Below are 14,311 nucleotides of genomic sequence, written 5' to 3'. Positions count from 1 at the left end.
CACCTTTCTTCAAAAATAAGTTTAACTAGCCTCTGACTTCTTTGGTTAAATCAAAGAATTGCTCATGTATGCGGGTGTCGCGAGTGAGCTCGGGGTGAAATGCGAGACATGTTTGGTTTTTATATTGCGCTGCAACAATGTTGCCTTTTGAAGTGGCAAGCGTTCTTGCATCTTTGCCAATTTTTTCAACGATTGGACCTCGAATAAAAACCATGGGATATTCGCCAAGTTGGCCATAGTTTTCATTAGCAGAAAAGCTGCCAAGCTGTCGTCCAAAAGCGTTTCTTCTCACTCTCATTGGGAAAGTTGCAAAATATGGCGGGGCTGAAACGTTTGATTGAGAACTCTCTTTATTGACAGACGCGAAATCTTGGTGTGCCATATTGCTTCCTCCAAACTGGGTCGAAGAAAAGCCTTGGGAAAGATGAGGCGCGAGTGATGATTTATTTGAATATAACGGTTCTTCATCATTTGCTTGCGTTAAAGAATTATCACCAGACCCAATCCCTTGAGTAACCGATGTGGCCAACAGAATCATGCCTGCGCAAGTTGCAAGAACAGGGATGTCTTTCTGGATTAAAGCCTTTAGATTCTCAAACATTCCAAGCTCACGCAAAAGTTTGCCTTGAACACTAGATTCGCCCCCTGGCAAAATAATTCCATCAAGCGATTGGGAAACATCGCTGGCCTGGCGCAATTCAACGCACTTTGCACCGAGTGCATCCATAATCTTTTCATGCTCAATAAAAGCACCTTGAACAGCGAGAACTCCAATTGTTAGCGAATTCATAGTCATCAACTTTCAATCAAACAAATTAATAAAGGGTCCAACCAGGGAATAGGAGATTGGACCCTGAAATAACGATTTAGTGATTATTTGCCACGTTCAGCCATGAGAATTTCAATCTCTGAAGCATTGATTCCAACCATTGCTTCACCAAGGTCTTCCGAGAGCTCTGCTATTAGCTTTGCGTCAGTGAAGTTTGCTACTGCTTTAACAATGGCTGCTGCACGCTTCTTGGGGTTGCCGCTTTTGAAAATGCCCGATCCAACAAAAACGCCCTCAGCACCAAGTTGCATCATCAATGCAGCATCTGCTGGAGTTGCAACACCGCCAGCAGCGAAGTTAACAACAGGCAACTTGCCAATTTCATGAACTTCCTTTAGAAGAGCATAAGGAACTTCTAGGAGTTTTGCAGCTTCAAAAAGCTCATCTTCTGCCATGCCAGAAACGCGCCTGATTTCACTTTGCATAGAACGCATGTGGGTCACCGCTTGCACAACATCGCCTGTTCCAGGCTCACCTTTCGTGCGAATCATAGAAGCGCCTTCTGCGATTCTTCGTAAAGCCTCGCCTAAATTGCGAGCGCCGCAAACAAAAGGCGCAGAAAACTTAGTTTTATCGATGTGATAAACATCATCGGCAGGAGACAAAACTTCTGACTCATCAATAAAATCGATGTCGATGGCTTCTAGGATTTGAGCCTCAACAAAATGACCGATTCGGCATTTTGCCATAACAGGAATTGAAACAGCCTGTTGGATTCCCTTAATCATTTTAGGGTCGCTCATTCTGGAAACACCGCCAGCAGCACGAATGTCAGCAGGAATGCGCTCAAGCGCCATAACAGCGCATGCTCCAGCTTCCTCGGCAATCTGTGCTTGCTCTGGAGTAGTCACATCCATAATGACACCTCCTTTTAGCATTTGGGCAAGCGCACGATTTATGTCTTGTCTGTCTCCTGTGTCTTGAACATCTATGTCAGTCATCGTTGAGCCTTTCTGTGTTGAACAATTAACTTTTGACATGTTATGAAAGTTTTGAGCCTAGGAATAGTGTCAAAATTTAATAAAATGATAGGACCATAATAGAACCAGATTAGGTTAATCAATAAGACCAAAATGAGGAATTAAATTGCTCACATATGACCTAAACGAAAAAGGCGACGACTCTCTTTATTTTTATTTGTATAAGTGCATAAAAAATGACATTGAACGAGGAAACATAGCTCCAGGGGCGCGTCTTCCTTCCAAACGAAATCTCGCTTCCAATCTTAATGTGGGGTTAATTACAGTCGAGGCAGCATATCAACAATTGAACGCAGAAGGCTACATCAGGTCAATTGAGAGACATGGTTACTTCGTAAATGATGTTTTTGGAGACAGAATTGTCGCATGCACTCAAGCGCCATCCACTTTAAAGAAAAAACACGCACCTAACTCCGAAGGGGAACTAAAAATAACAAATAATCAAAGAGACGGACTAATCGATTTTGACCTAACGGGTTCTGGAATTCTTCAAAAGTCCTTCCCCATGGCTACTTGGGCAAAATGCGTTCGAGACACGCTCTCACAAGAAAATGAATCCACTCTAACATGTGAGGTTGAAAGCACAGGTGCCCCAGAGTTAAGAGAACAAATAGCCCGACATCTGTTCGAAACTCGCAGGCTTGAAGTTAATCCCAACAACATAGTCATTGGATCTGGCGCACAGACACTTTATAACCTGCTAATTCAACTAATAGGAAGGGACAGATTAGTTGCACTTGAAGATCCAGGTTATTCTAGGCTAACTAACATCTACGAAAAAAATAATTTAAAGGTCGCCTATGCAAACATGGACGAAAACGGCGTGATTGTGCAACAAGTGCGCGAATCAGATGCAAATCTCCTGCACATTATGCCATCACACCAATTTCCAACAGGCATTGTTACAAGCATCGCACGAAGATATGAATTGCTTGGATGGGCGAATGAAGGCGAAAACCGATTCATCATAGAAGATGATTACGACTGCGAATTTCGTCTAGAAGGTCGCCCAATCCCAACACTACAGGGAATCGACGCCTCAAACAAAGTGATTTATTCAAACACATTCACAAAAAGCCTTGGTGCTGCTTTTAGAATCGCCTATCTCGTGCTTCCTTGCAATCTGGCTCTAAAGTGGAAAAAAGATCTTTCATTTTACAGCTGCACTGTGCCAGCACTAGACCAACTTGCACTTGCGAGGTTCATGAAGCGAGGAGACTTCGAGCGCCACATTAGTCGCACAAAAAATCAGGCGCGGCAAATCAGGGACGCTTTTCTCACTCAATTAAAAAACGAACTCGATGAAAAAGAATATTCAGTTCATGGAATCGACGCAGGACTTCATTTCATAATTAGATTTCAAAACTCAAACGAAGACCTTTTAAAACAAGAGTTTATGAAGCAAAAAATTCGAATTAATCCTCTGTCAAAATACAAACACGCAAAAACACTTGAGAGAAACGAAGGCAGTTTTGTCATCCAATATCTTTCTTTAGACGAAGAAAAAGCCAAGCGCTGCGTAAAAGCTTTTGCAAAAGCAGTCCATAAAGCTAGTTAGACTAACAAACTAAAAATCAAGAACTACCGAGCATCGCCTACAAGAAATCAAAAGAGGTTTGAGTGTCGACTTCTGAATGCACATAATAATGGAAATGTTTTTGCTATAGTGCAAAATCTAACAAGAGTTTGCACAAATGTTCCTCATTGACTACATTGACTAATTTAGGCAATTTCATGTTAGGAATTCAAAAAAGAACTCTTGAAAAGATAGTTCAAAGAACAAACTCTGAGTTAAAAGAATTATTGACAAAACAGTTGGCGCGAACTAGAATTCATGCATGGATTACGAAGGAAGGATATGCAGAAGTCCCTTTGAGCGAGGAGCATTTATGCTTCCCGTTATGGTTGGCTGCACACACAACAAGTGCAAGTTCTGCGGTCTTTTTCGTCATCTAAAGTTTCGTGTGTTGCCATTTGATTTGGTAAAAAATGAAATTGATCAGGTGGTCAAAAAGGGTGGCAATCCCGAACGAGTATTCTTAGGCGATGGCAATGCCTTTTCACTTAAAGCAAACCAGCTTCTTGAAATTTGCAACTACATCAAATCTTCATTTTCAGCGTGTAATGAAATTAATATGGATGCCACCGTCACAAGCATTCTCCAAAAAACAGATGAAGATTTGCAGAACCTCTATGATGCAGGCGTTCGTCATCTTTACCTGGGAATCGAAAGCGGACTTGATGATGTCCTTGAATTTATGGACAAAGACCACAATCAAGCGCAAGCTGCTGAAGCAATCACTCGCATTAAAAAAGTGGGAATGATTTTTGACGCGCACATCATGAGTGGTGTTGCAGGCGAAGGACGTGGGGCCGAAAACGCGCTTGCCCTGGCCGATTTCTTCAACAAACATCAACCTCAAAACATCTGTAACTTCGACATGTTTCTACACAAGCACACTCCTCTTTGGGAAGACTACAAGGCAGGACTGTTTAGACCAGAAGACGCAGTTGAGCGCCTCACCGAAGTCAAGGTGCTAGTCGAGAACATAAAGCCTTCGCCAGGAACATCCGTTAAATATGACGCTATATTCGAAGCACCACCAGCGAGATTTATTGGAACTTTGCCTGACGACAGAGGAAAACTAATCAACCAGGCTATAAAAGCGATAGAAAAATATTCGAAGGAAGATCGAATTTATAGCATCTGGGACTAAGCAAAAAAGCGGAAAGCATATGCGCAGCCCCCTTTTCTTGATTTCGTTTTTTATGTGACGCTCTGATGTGTTTTAAAGTTCTTCAACAATCCAATCTTTTTTGATACACCAAAGTGCTGCAGAAACGCTTTTTACTCCAGAAGCGCCAGCTTTAATTTCAGCGTCATGTCTAAAAAGTCTCTCCCAACTTTTCAAGATCTTCTGCTTTAGCATTGGATAAAAAGAGGTTGTGAGCACTTTATATTCATCAACACCTTGGGCTGCGAGTTCTTTATCGAAGATCTTCTCATCATCGTCGCTTTCAGCCAAATATTTAAATTGCAGAATTTTTGTCCACTCTTTGTAATCAAACAACACAACTTCATCTAGGGGAACTTCAACAACAAAAACATGCCCAGAACCTGAGGTATCAAGATTAACAAGCTCACGTTGCGCCCAGTAGGGAAACTCTGCCCCAACTGGACGAGAGACAATGCTTGAAGCTTGCCCAACAAACCAAGAATAGATTGTGACAAAGATTGGTGCTGCCTCTTGATATTTCTTTCGAATGTAGTCTAACTTAGAAAAAACAACGCCTTCATTTTGCAATTTTTCCCAAACGACATCGGTCTGGTTAAGATAGAGCTTGATTGTTGAAGGTGAATTTAGCTTATTACCTGTTTCAGCCATTCTTTTTTTACCTCCCAAACTAACCCGTAGGAAGCATCACTCCCAAGTTTCACATTGTCGTCATAAAGACGTTTCCAAGACTCAATTATTTCAGCACGTAGCTCCGGATAAAAACGCGACATCACAGCTTCCATGTCACAAACACAATAGTTTTTCATCAGCTCTCGATGTTTTGCTAAATCATCTTCATCCTTGTGAATGTAGCCATAATTTAGCATCTGGCCCCATTTTGCAATGTTTACCTTTGTTATTAATGCTTCATCGATCTCAAATTCAAGAATCACAAAATTGCGAGTTAGTTGCATTGTTGCATCTCTCTCAAAAGAAAGCCAAATTGGAACTTCCGCATCGACCGGATTTTGATCGACATGAGGATGAAATTTAACTAGATAGTCATAGACTAGCGCCATTAGCTCAGCGTCATCACCGAGATCATTTTGAACGAATTTTCGCTTGGCAACATAACGACCCGTTTCATTGAGCTGTTTTAAAACTTCAATGTGTTGTTTAGTCCAAACACGAGTCATTTGTAGTAATCCCCACTTCTACAAAATAACGAGATTGAGTGGTGGGCCCAGCAGGGCTCGAACCTGCAACCACGGGATTATGAGTCCCTTGCTCCGCCATTGAGCTATGGGCCCTAAAATAACTATGCTGTGATTTAAATGGTGCGCCATGAAGGACTCGAACCTTCGACCTTGGGATTAAGAGTCCCCTGCTCTACCAACTAAGCTAATGGCGCAAAATCGATTATCGCCAGCACTAAGTTTAATATTTTAGCCTAAGTGCTTGGTGCTCGCAACTCAAAAATATGGGGTGGGTGATGGGACTTGAACCCACGACCTCCAGAGCCACAATCTGGCATTCTAGCCAACTGAACTACACCCACCATTTTTGCAAGCCTGCTAATTTTATCACAGAAAATGAGCATTGCAACACGAGAATAAACAACTTGTAAAATCACTTAAAAGATAACGCTTAGCAAAAGCTATTTATACCTTCATTTCCTCACTACCTTAAAAAATGAATTGACAAAAGACAACCACGATTCATTTCAACGTGGCATTATGTTTGAAAATCATTGTTTTGTTGCACAGCAAGCTCTAGGAACTCTTGAAGCTGTTTGTCGGCGTAGTACCTGCGCCAATTGTTAGCTCAGACTATCTAAACAAGTCTTTCGCGAAGAGCCGCAGCTGCACGTGAGCGATGAGAAATTTTATTTTTCTCTTCAGCTGAAATTTCACCTAATGATTTTTCAAAATTATATTCTTCAGGGAAAAAGATTGGATCATAGCCAAAACCGCCATCACCAACGGGCTCAAAACCAACTCTTCCAAAAACCTTGCCTTCAACCGACGTTTCGTTTCCTTCTTCATCAATAAAAACGAGTGCACACGAGAAATGCGATGTCCTTTTTTCAAAAGGAACGCCTTCTAGGTTTTTAAACAACTTCGCATTAATCGCAGGCTGACCTGCGCCTTCTCCTGCATACCTAGCAGAATAAACACCTGGCTCCCCATTCAAAACGTCCACACAAATGCCGCTATCATCCGCCAAAATACAAGCTTCAAGCCCCTTTTCCTTGCAAACTTGATAGGCAGCTCGAGCTTTGATTTGAGCATTGCCCAAAAAGGTAGTTGCATCTTCAACTGGATCGCTTTTTATGCCCGCTTCCGACATCGTCTCTAACTTAAAGTCTGATAGATTTAAAAGCTCCTCAAGTTCTTGCGCCTTGTGTGCATTTGAAGTAGCAACAATGACTCGTCTCATTTATTCTTCCTCGTCAAAACTTTTGAATTGAACGTCTTTAATTTCAAATCCCATGATTCTAGAAGCGATTCTATTGCGCAACTCAGTGTCAACACCACTAGTCACAAATGTGAGTTTTCCAGGTAAATCTTCTTGATAAAGCTCATGTCGGCGAGTGAGAATTTCGCGAACCTCACGGGCTGTTTCTTCTGAAGAGTTAACAAGCTCAACGTCGTCGGTAAAGCATGATTTTATTTCTGTATAAAGAAGAGGATAGTGAGTGCACCCCAAAACAAGCGTGTCAATGTCGCCTCCAATCATAGGAGCTAACTCGTCCATTACGCGCGCCTGACGAACATCAAGTGCCTCAATGTATTCTTGAATGAGTTCATCCTCAACAAGTTGAACAAGACCTGGGGTTGGCAATGACAAGACTTGAACGCCGCAGTCAAGGCTTCTTATAGCCTTTAGATAGGCCCCACTTGCAATTGTGCCGATTGTTGCGATTACGCCAACCTTCCTTGAGCGAGTGGCTTCAACAGCAGCTCTTGCACCAGGCATGATTACGCCGATAACTGGAACATCTACTTCTAACTGGCAAGCTGCAAGACCGGCAGCTGTGGCGGTGTTACACGCAATAACAATGAGCTTGCAATTAAGTGAAGCAAGCCATCTGCAAATTTGCAAGCTAAATTTCTTAACCTCTTCTGGCTCACGTGGGCCATATGGACAACGGCCTGAATCGCCAAAAAAGATAATGTTTTCATGCGGGAGTTCTTCTCGAAGGGCTTTAGCTACAGTCAATCCACCAAAGCCACTATCAAAAACACCAATCGGTGCTTCTTCTTTAGTAATGTATGACAACGGGGTCACCCACTTTACAAAGATTCCAAAGCTCTGTTGCTTTTGCTGGAGGAAGGTTAATGCATCCATGCGACCAATTCAAATTCTGATAGGCACTTCCACCAAAAGTTGATTGCCAAGAAGCATCGTGCAATCCATGAGAATTACCAATAAATGGCATCCAATAATCAACCTTGCTCTCCCACTCAGGTTTGCCATCTTTTACTGGTCCTTTTAAAGTTTCATGCTGGCGTTTGTTGTTAATCATCCAAACGCCCGTTGGAGTAGCATCACCAATGTTAGGGTTGCCCGTCACAACATCAGTTTCCCAAACGAGTTCACCATTGTCATACATGTAGGCATGCTGCTCAGTCAAGTCAACATCAATCCATCGACCACCCCAGTCAGCTTGTCCTTTTGGAACTAAAGCATTTGCGGCTTGTGTAACATTTACGCTGATGTTCTCGGTAGAGCCAGCGTTAATAGCCTCAATAATTTGGTCGGCCAATCCGCTCCCGTCAGCCTTCCAGCCATATGTTCCCCCACTAACAGTAACTTCCTTGTTACCAGCTGGACGAACATATGTTCTCTCACTTCCAACAGTGTTGCAGCCTTCTGCAATTTCATTAGCCCATTTGCTGACAGCATCGCTATCGAGAGTCACATTAAAGTCTTCATCAACCACAAGCCAATCTGAAATCGTTTTGCCGTCTACAGTTGCAGCATCAACGTCGCCCATCATAATTTTGAAACTAGCTTTTCCGAGTTCATTGGCCTTCTTAAGAGCGCTCTCAAAACGCGGGTCACTTTTTAAAATGTTTGGTTTAATGTATTGGTCGGCGCCAATTGAAACTTTCGATTGCATTGAAATAATAGCGTTAGAAATAGCTTTGTCGACAGCTTCCGCATCGATCTTAGTCCCATAAACTTCGCTGGCAACCACAAAAGAGCTAGAAGCATCGTCCCACTGCAAATGGGCATCCACAGAATCGGTTTTGTTTTCGTTTGCTGCATCAACATTTTCCTTAACGAGAGTTCCCAAATCTCCTCCATCAAGGTTGCTAGACACAACATCGGTAAAGTCACGCATTTTGAATATCTCAACAGGCCATGCCCAAGAATTTACAGAAGCAATTGCTTCATCGACAATTTTTTGAACATCAACTTTGACATTAGCATTTTTAGAATCAACGGTGAAATCAAGGTCAGACCCTGTAACCTTAACAGAAAAATTCTGGAAATTTGAATCAAGGTCAGACTTCACAGCTTCTGTCGTTTTTAGAGACACGTCAAGCGAAGAAATTTTAGAATTTGGCATGAACATAAAATTAAAAGCAAGGCCCCCTGCCAGATAAACGAGCAAGAGAATACCAAGGACAGCACCAATGACGATGGCAGCTGTCTTCTTGTGATTTTTTTCTTCCTTCATTGGCATGCCAACTGGATAGTGGTCATTTACTGTAGAAGAATCTATAGTGTCGACACGGGGCATTGTTTGTGTTTTTCCTGCGTTTTGCTGCGCGTGTTTAGCCATTAAATCAAGCTCCTAAATACGAATAAAGCAACTAATTAATGATATAACAAGCGACGAAACCCTCTGTTTAGCTTGCGTAAAGTTCTATAGGCGGAATATTGTAAAGTGTTGACAGGCAAATCCCATGTGCCGGAATAAATGACAGGGCGTCCAGAAAAAGATTTCTTAAATTTGGTAAATCCAGCCCAAGGGTGGTTTTTGTCAACACTCGTGGTTATGCCCCAGAAATCGAAGTGCGACTTTCCAGCATTTTTCGCATCTAAAATTGCCTGCACAAGAAGAACTCCGTTGGCGCGAAGCTTTTTGTGCTGAGGCTCGGGACTGTTTGCAGAATGGCCATAAAAACGAGTAGTTTCATCATCGAACATGAGTGATGCAGCCAGAGGAACAGTGGGCTCACCCTCTTTCTCTAGCTCAAGAATGTAGAGCATTGCAAAATCTTGATTTAGCTCATTGATGAGATATTCCTTCGACTCGCCAACCCAATTGTTTTCATCGGCACACGACTTTAAAAAGTCATAAAGAATGTCAATGTCGGCAGGGTCTTTGGAAACGCGAATCTTCATTCCTCGCTTGTCGCGACCTCTCCAATATCTAGTGCGTTCCTTCTCAATTCCCTTTAAAAGGTCTTTTTCATCAATGTCGAGGTCTAAAACCCAAGTTGCTTCAGGATTTAGATTAAAAGACTTAACAAACCCAAGAGATTTAAAAATATCGGGCTCAATTCTTAAGGTTGGCTCAACACGAACAAAAAACGATTTGGTCTGACGCGCGATTGCTTGCAATTCTTCTTTACAATCACACAGAGCCTGTTTATTCTTCAAATTGGGCCCATAGGGACAATATAGATAATTTCCAAAGGAAGTATGTTTCAGCACAGCCGAGATTTCATAATCGTCTCTCACGATTGAAAAAATTTCATTGCCAAGTGATTTCTGAAATGAGAGCCACTCTTCGCTCTGTAAAAAATGTCTATTCATCTTAAAAAATTATAACCTCGGACGATTTCTACCAATTCTCTGGAATTGAAAAGATGTCTGTCACTTCTTTATATAGAACAATTTTCCCGCATTGACGCGTTTTTACCAAATCAATCACTCTTTGGTTTGAAGAACCTTTCCACTGCAAGTCAAGCGATTTTAGATCTTGAACAAACCGACCATCAACCAAAACGTCAATTAAGTAAAGAATCTCATCAACGTCAGGCTCAGTTTTTGCACGTTCAAGCAAGTCTTCGTAAAGATAGCCTGAGTAGGCCCAAACACCATAGTTGTGTTTTTTTAGCTCTCTCACAAGGGCAGCGACAGGTCCTGGCTGATCAAATGGATCTCCACCGCTAATGGTTACATCTTTTACAAGCTTGTTCTGTTCAATGTCGTTGACAATTGCACCAACAGTTGTCACTGTACCACCATCAAAGGACCAGCTTCCGGGATTATGGCAACCAGCACAGTGGTGAGAACACCCTTGCGTATAAACAGCATAGCGAAGCCCAGGTCCATCAACAATAGAGTCGTTGGCAACGCCAAACAACCTAATCTTTTGTTCTGCATCATTCATACATCTATCATACCCGTTCAAGCAAGGCGTGGGATAGATGCGCAGTCAGGACAAATAACCAAAGTCTCTGTCCTGGTCACATAAAAATGTGTGGCTTCGTTTCCTAGTTTTTCAAAGAGTTAATTGGAGCTGGGATTCTGCCACCACGAGATGCAAAAACAGTTCCAGCGCTTCCGTTAACAGGCATCACTGGCGCACTACCAAGAAGTCCACCAAACGAAAGCGTGTCGCCAACCTTTTTTCCAATCGCAGGAATCACACGAACAGCTGTTGTCTTGTTGTTAATCATGCCAATTGCACACTCATCGGCGATGATGCCAAGAATAGTTTCGACAGTAGTGTCGCCAGGAATCGCAATCATGTCAAGACCAACGCTGCAAACGCAAGTCATTGCTTCAAGTTTCTCAATGCATAAATCGCCGCTTTGTGCCGCCCTAATCATTCCGGCATCCTCAGAAACAGGGATAAAAGCACCGCTTAGCCCTCCAACCGAAGATGAGGCCATAACGCCACCTTTCTTGACTGCATCATTTAGCATTGCAAGAGCGGCAGTTGTTCCAGGAGCACCGCAAACGCCAACACCAATCTCTTCTAGAATGTCAGCAACACTGTCACCAATGGCAGGAGTCGGCGCTAAACTCAAATCAAGAATTCCATGTTCAACACCTAATCTGTTGCTAACTTCTCGTGCGACAAGTTCTCCAGCTCTTGTGATTTTGAAAGCAGTTTTCTTAATAACTTCAGCGACTTGTGTCAAATCGGCGTCTTTTGGGAGCGACTGCAATGCCGAGCGCACAACGCCGGGGCCTGACACTCCAACATTTATAACTTCATCAGTCTCGCCAGGACCGTGAAAAGCACCAGCCATAAAAGGATTGTCCTCAACTGCATTGCAAAAAACCACAAGTTTGCTTGCACCAATGCAATCATTATCTTTTGTCAAAGTTGCCGCATCAATGATCTTTTGCGCCATCAAGCGAGCTGCGTCCATGTTAATTCCAGCACGTGTAGAGCCCAAATTAACCGAAGAACAAACATTGTCTGTCGCGGCAAGTGCATCGGGGATTGACTCCATCAGCTTCCTGTCAGACTCGCTTGCACCTTTATGAACTAGCGCTGAAAAACCACCAACAAAGTCAACACCGACAGCCTTGCCCGCTTTATCCATAGCAATTGCCAAAGGTGACAAGTCGGTCGCTTTCGTAGCAGAGGCAATTTCTGCAATTGGCGTGACAGAAATCCTTTTGTTTACGATTGGAATTCCATACTCTTTTTCAACTTGAGATGCGGTCGGAACAAGATTTTCCGCAGCAGAAGTCATGCGGTCATAAATCTTTTTTGCCATCACACTAATGTCTTCATCAACGCAAGACCTCAAGTTGAGACCAAGTGTGACAGTTCTGATGTCAAGGTTTTCACCTTGAATCATCCTTCTTAGTTCTTCGGTTTCGTGTTGTGTAATTCTCATGTTTGCCGCCATTAAAGCTCATACATCGCGCGGAAAACATCTTCACGCTGCATAAATATTTGAATTCCAAGCTTTTTGCTAATTTTTGTCATCTCTTCTTGAACCTCGTCAAATCCTGCTTTCTCAAGGTCAAGAGTTGTAATTAAGGTCATGGAGAACACGCCGTCGAGAACAGTTTGCGTGATGTCGTCGATGTTCGCACCAAATCCAGCAAGTGCGCCAGTCACGTCTGCGACGATTCCGGTTCTGTCAGGACCTAAAACGGATAAAACACATTTCATAATTCCTCCAAGACGCATAGTAAACAGATAAACAAAAGGTAACTAAAACAATTTGATTGAACGTTCAAGCTGGGAATTCAATTATACATTTACATATTCAAAATTGTAATCATGATTACAATTGCCCAGAACAGAAACTGCCCTAACAATCATGGTTGCAAAGCAAACAGCTCACGAAGATTTAAAACCATGTGCGAAATTTATGCCTGTCACCAATTAACACTTGTGGCAATTTTTATGCCTGTCACCAATTGACACAAGAGCGTAAAGGGAAGGCATCGCCTAGCGCAACACTGCTTTCCATGTGATTATCGTTAATAATCAATGCGCCAATAACAATAGCGAAATTTTTGACTGCATCATTGCACAGAAGCGAAATGCATGCCTGACACCAATGCGTAAAGCTGATTGACTTGCGAGCAATGCTAAAATTTTCTTATGGCGAGATATGTAGCACATTACACGACTTTAAATTCCGACATGAACAGGCAAGTTGGCTCTTTTGAATTCGAAAGCGCGTCTAAACTAAACTCGAAGAATAACGCACACGATGCAAGACTTGAAATGCTAGAGCGCTTTGGCAACGAGGCACTAACTTGGCAGATCACCAAGATTGAGAAAAAGCATGTCTCAACTGCTAAAATAGACGGACAATTGCAACTTGATTTCCGTGGTCCTGCGAAGAAAAAACGCAAGGCGCGAAGAAAATATATGTAGATGAAAAAGAAAAGCGACAATAAAACAATTGCTAAAAACAGACACGCCTATCACGACTATGAAATCGTGGAAAAATTCGAGGCAGGAATTGAGTTAGTTGGCTGTGAAGTTAAGTCACTTCAGGAGAACAACGCACAAATTACCGATGCTTTTTGTCTCATTAGAAACGGAGAATGTTGGTTAAACAATTTGCACATTCCTCCATATTCGCATGGAAACATAGCAAATGTTGATTCTGACCGCAAAAGAAAGCTGCTTCTTCACAAAAAGGAAATTCGGCATCTCGCACAAAAAACCGAGGAAAAAGGTCTCGCAATTATTCCGCTTGCAATGTACTATGCAAAAAACGGAAAAGTCAAAGTCGAAATCGCGCTGGCACGAGGCAAGAAGTTGCATGATAAGCGCCAATCTATGAAAGAGCGCGATGTAAACAGAGAAATTGAGCGCGCACTTAAGATGAGGTCAAGATAATGAGCGACACAAAAAGTGAGTCTAGTAACAACTCTAAAGAGGCAGACAAGACAATCCAAGAAGAGACGAACACAAACGATAGTGTTACAAACAATAAAATGCAAGCAACCAATGATGTTTGCGAGTCGGACGAGCCTTCCGAAGTCGAAATTGAGACAGAAGAGATAGAAATAGACGAAGATGACATTGTGGCCTACCTCGTTGATGAAGACGACAACGAACTAGGATTTATCGCTAAAGATGAAAATGGCGAAGAAAAAGAATATTACTATCCTGAACCAATAGCGCCGAAGAAGAAAAAGAAAACACGTCGCGAAGAAGATCGCGAAGCTTTTGTCGAGACGGCACAAACTATGAAGGATTTCTATTCTGAAGGAAAAGGTGTCGTTAATGACCTGCGCGACTATTTCCTAGATATTAAAAAAGACTTGAATTAAAAGTTGTCACAGACTTATGCGAGCATTAGCAAGAAAATGAGGGCTAATCGCTCAAT

General features: G+C 42.4%; 16 protein-coding genes and 3 tRNA genes. 5 read left to right on the top strand and 14 right to left on the bottom strand.

Annotated elements, in window-relative coordinates; translation table 11 throughout:
- Positions 1-25: 25 nt before the first annotated feature.
- Positions 26-790 carry a pyridoxal 5'-phosphate synthase glutaminase subunit PdxT gene (locus FXZ76_RS03160; RefSeq protein ID WP_157887284.1) on the bottom strand — a complete coding sequence of 255 codons (765 nt, stop codon included), beginning with the start codon at positions 788-790 and terminating at the stop codon, positions 26-28.
- Positions 791-873: 83 nt separating this feature from the next.
- Positions 874-1,770 (bottom strand): pyridoxal 5'-phosphate synthase lyase subunit PdxS, encoded by an 897-nt coding sequence (gene pdxS / locus FXZ76_RS03155; RefSeq protein ID WP_079535733.1) that lies wholly within the window; start codon positions 1,768-1,770, stop codon positions 874-876.
- Between the two features lie 145 nt (positions 1,771-1,915).
- Between pdxS and pdxR the strand changes: the two genes are divergently transcribed.
- Both pdxR and FXZ76_RS03145 read left to right on the top strand, forming a co-directional pair.
- Positions 1,916-3,367, top strand: a complete 1,452-nt coding sequence (gene pdxR / locus FXZ76_RS03150) for a MocR-like pyridoxine biosynthesis transcription factor PdxR (RefSeq protein ID WP_079535732.1) — start codon at positions 1,916-1,918, stop codon at positions 3,365-3,367.
- Between the two features lie 331 nt (positions 3,368-3,698).
- Positions 3,699-4,526, top strand: coding sequence for a radical SAM protein (locus tag FXZ76_RS03145; RefSeq protein WP_197682096.1), 828 nt, complete (start codon positions 3,699-3,701; stop codon positions 4,524-4,526).
- A 72-nt stretch (positions 4,527-4,598) separates the two neighbouring features.
- On the opposite strand, the gene FXZ76_RS03140 is transcribed toward FXZ76_RS03145, so the two are convergent.
- The 12 genes from FXZ76_RS03140 to FXZ76_RS03085 all read right to left on the bottom strand — a co-directional run bounded on the left by FXZ76_RS03140 (position 4,599) and on the right by FXZ76_RS03085 (position 12,630).
- Positions 4,599-5,195, bottom strand: a complete 597-nt coding sequence (locus FXZ76_RS03140; protein ID WP_079535730.1) for a DUF3841 domain-containing protein — start codon at positions 5,193-5,195, stop codon at positions 4,599-4,601.
- Positions 5,171-5,722 carry a DUF3841 domain-containing protein gene (locus FXZ76_RS03135; RefSeq protein ID WP_079535729.1) on the bottom strand — a complete coding sequence of 184 codons (552 nt, stop codon included), beginning with the start codon at positions 5,720-5,722 and terminating at the stop codon, positions 5,171-5,173. Before FXZ76_RS03135 ends, FXZ76_RS03140 begins: the two co-directional genes overlap by 25 nt.
- Positions 5,723-5,761: 39 nt before the next feature.
- A tRNA-Ile gene (locus FXZ76_RS03130) sits at positions 5,762-5,836 on the bottom strand.
- 25 nt (positions 5,837-5,861) lie between these two features.
- Positions 5,862-5,937: transfer RNA gene (locus FXZ76_RS03125), tRNA-Lys, on the bottom strand.
- Between the two features lie 70 nt (positions 5,938-6,007).
- Positions 6,008-6,084: transfer RNA gene (locus FXZ76_RS03120), tRNA-His, on the bottom strand.
- Positions 6,085-6,359: 275 nt separating this feature from the next.
- Positions 6,360-6,965 carry an RdgB/HAM1 family non-canonical purine NTP pyrophosphatase gene (gene rdgB / locus FXZ76_RS03115; protein ID WP_079535728.1) on the bottom strand — a complete coding sequence of 202 codons (606 nt, stop codon included), beginning with the start codon at positions 6,963-6,965 and terminating at the stop codon, positions 6,360-6,362.
- Complete coding sequence (gene murI, locus FXZ76_RS03110) at positions 6,966-7,808, bottom strand: glutamate racemase (protein ID WP_157887283.1); 843 nt, start codon at positions 7,806-7,808, stop codon at positions 6,966-6,968.
- On the bottom strand, positions 7,792-9,321 hold the full coding sequence (locus FXZ76_RS03105; RefSeq protein WP_079535726.1) for a L,D-transpeptidase family protein: 1,530 nt from the start codon (positions 9,319-9,321) through the stop codon (positions 7,792-7,794). Before FXZ76_RS03105 ends, murI begins: the two co-directional genes overlap by 17 nt.
- Before the next feature lie 35 nt (positions 9,322-9,356).
- Positions 9,357-10,301, bottom strand: coding sequence for a lipid II:glycine glycyltransferase FemX (locus tag FXZ76_RS03100; protein ID WP_079535725.1), 945 nt, complete (start codon positions 10,299-10,301; stop codon positions 9,357-9,359).
- 28 nt (positions 10,302-10,329) lie between these two features.
- On the bottom strand, positions 10,330-10,881 hold the full coding sequence (gene nrdG, locus FXZ76_RS03095) for an anaerobic ribonucleoside-triphosphate reductase activating protein (RefSeq protein ID WP_079535724.1): 552 nt from the start codon (positions 10,879-10,881) through the stop codon (positions 10,330-10,332).
- A gap of 103 nt (positions 10,882-10,984) precedes the next feature.
- On the bottom strand, positions 10,985-12,349 hold the full coding sequence (locus FXZ76_RS03090; protein WP_079536873.1) for a PFL family protein: 1,365 nt from the start codon (positions 12,347-12,349) through the stop codon (positions 10,985-10,987).
- Positions 12,350-12,360: 11 nt separating this feature from the next.
- Positions 12,361-12,630, bottom strand: a complete 270-nt coding sequence (locus tag FXZ76_RS03085) for an ACT domain-containing protein (protein WP_079535723.1) — start codon at positions 12,628-12,630, stop codon at positions 12,361-12,363.
- A 438-nt stretch (positions 12,631-13,068) separates the two neighbouring features.
- Here FXZ76_RS03085 and FXZ76_RS03080 point away from each other — a divergent pair, with 438 nt between their 5' ends.
- The 3 genes from FXZ76_RS03080 to FXZ76_RS03070 are packed head-to-tail and all read left to right on the top strand — an operon-like array spanning position 13,069 to position 14,255.
- A complete protein-coding gene (locus FXZ76_RS03080) occupies positions 13,069-13,347 on the top strand; it encodes a hypothetical protein (protein ID WP_079535722.1) in 279 nt (92 codons plus the stop codon).
- A complete protein-coding gene (smpB, locus tag FXZ76_RS03075) occupies positions 13,348-13,818 on the top strand; it encodes an SsrA-binding protein SmpB (RefSeq protein WP_079535721.1) in 471 nt (156 codons plus the stop codon).
- Positions 13,818-14,255: a hypothetical protein gene (locus FXZ76_RS03070; protein ID WP_079535720.1), complete on the top strand. Its 438-nt coding sequence runs from the start codon at positions 13,818-13,820 to the stop codon at positions 14,253-14,255. Before smpB ends, FXZ76_RS03070 begins: the two co-directional genes overlap by 1 nt.
- Positions 14,256-14,311: the final 56 nt, after the last annotated feature.

It is taken from the genome of Phoenicibacter congonensis, assembly GCF_902386915.1.
Taxonomy (GTDB): domain Bacteria; phylum Actinomycetota; class Coriobacteriia; order Coriobacteriales; family Eggerthellaceae; genus Phoenicibacter; species Phoenicibacter congonensis.
The sequence above is the reverse complement of the archived record's forward strand: the minus strand, read 5'-3'. Positions and strand labels throughout refer to the sequence as shown.

Coding starts and splice junctions, on each gene's coding strand:
- FXZ76_RS03140 (WP_079535730.1), bottom strand. CDS start 5,195: ATGGCTGAAACAGGTAATAAGCTAAATTCACCTTCAACAATCAAGCTC.
- FXZ76_RS03160 (WP_157887284.1), bottom strand. CDS start 790: ATGAATTCGCTAACAATTGGAGTTCTCGCTGTTCAAGGTGCTTTTATT.
- smpB (WP_079535721.1), top strand. CDS start 13,348: ATGAAAAAGAAAAGCGACAATAAAACAATTGCTAAAAACAGACACGCC.
- FXZ76_RS03080 (WP_079535722.1), top strand. CDS start 13,069: ATGGCGAGATATGTAGCACATTACACGACTTTAAATTCCGACATGAAC.
- pdxS (WP_079535733.1), bottom strand. CDS start 1,770: ATGACTGACATAGATGTTCAAGACACAGGAGACAGACAAGACATAAAT.
- rdgB (WP_079535728.1), bottom strand. CDS start 6,965: ATGAGACGAGTCATTGTTGCTACTTCAAATGCACACAAGGCGCAAGAA.
- FXZ76_RS03135 (WP_079535729.1), bottom strand. CDS start 5,722: ATGACTCGTGTTTGGACTAAACAACACATTGAAGTTTTAAAACAGCTC.
- FXZ76_RS03105 (WP_079535726.1), bottom strand. CDS start 9,321: ATGGCTAAACACGCGCAGCAAAACGCAGGAAAAACACAAACAATGCCC.
- FXZ76_RS03090 (WP_079536873.1), bottom strand. CDS start 12,349: ATGAGAATTACACAACACGAAACCGAAGAACTAAGAAGGATGATTCAA.
- FXZ76_RS03100 (WP_079535725.1), bottom strand. CDS start 10,301: ATGAATAGACATTTTTTACAGAGCGAAGAGTGGCTCTCATTTCAGAAA.
- FXZ76_RS03145 (WP_197682096.1), top strand. CDS start 3,699: ATGCTTCCCGTTATGGTTGGCTGCACACACAACAAGTGCAAGTTCTGC.
- nrdG (WP_079535724.1), bottom strand. CDS start 10,881: ATGAATGATGCAGAACAAAAGATTAGGTTGTTTGGCGTTGCCAACGAC.
- FXZ76_RS03085 (WP_079535723.1), bottom strand. CDS start 12,630: ATGAAATGTGTTTTATCCGTTTTAGGTCCTGACAGAACCGGAATCGTC.
- FXZ76_RS03070 (WP_079535720.1), top strand. CDS start 13,818: ATGAGCGACACAAAAAGTGAGTCTAGTAACAACTCTAAAGAGGCAGAC.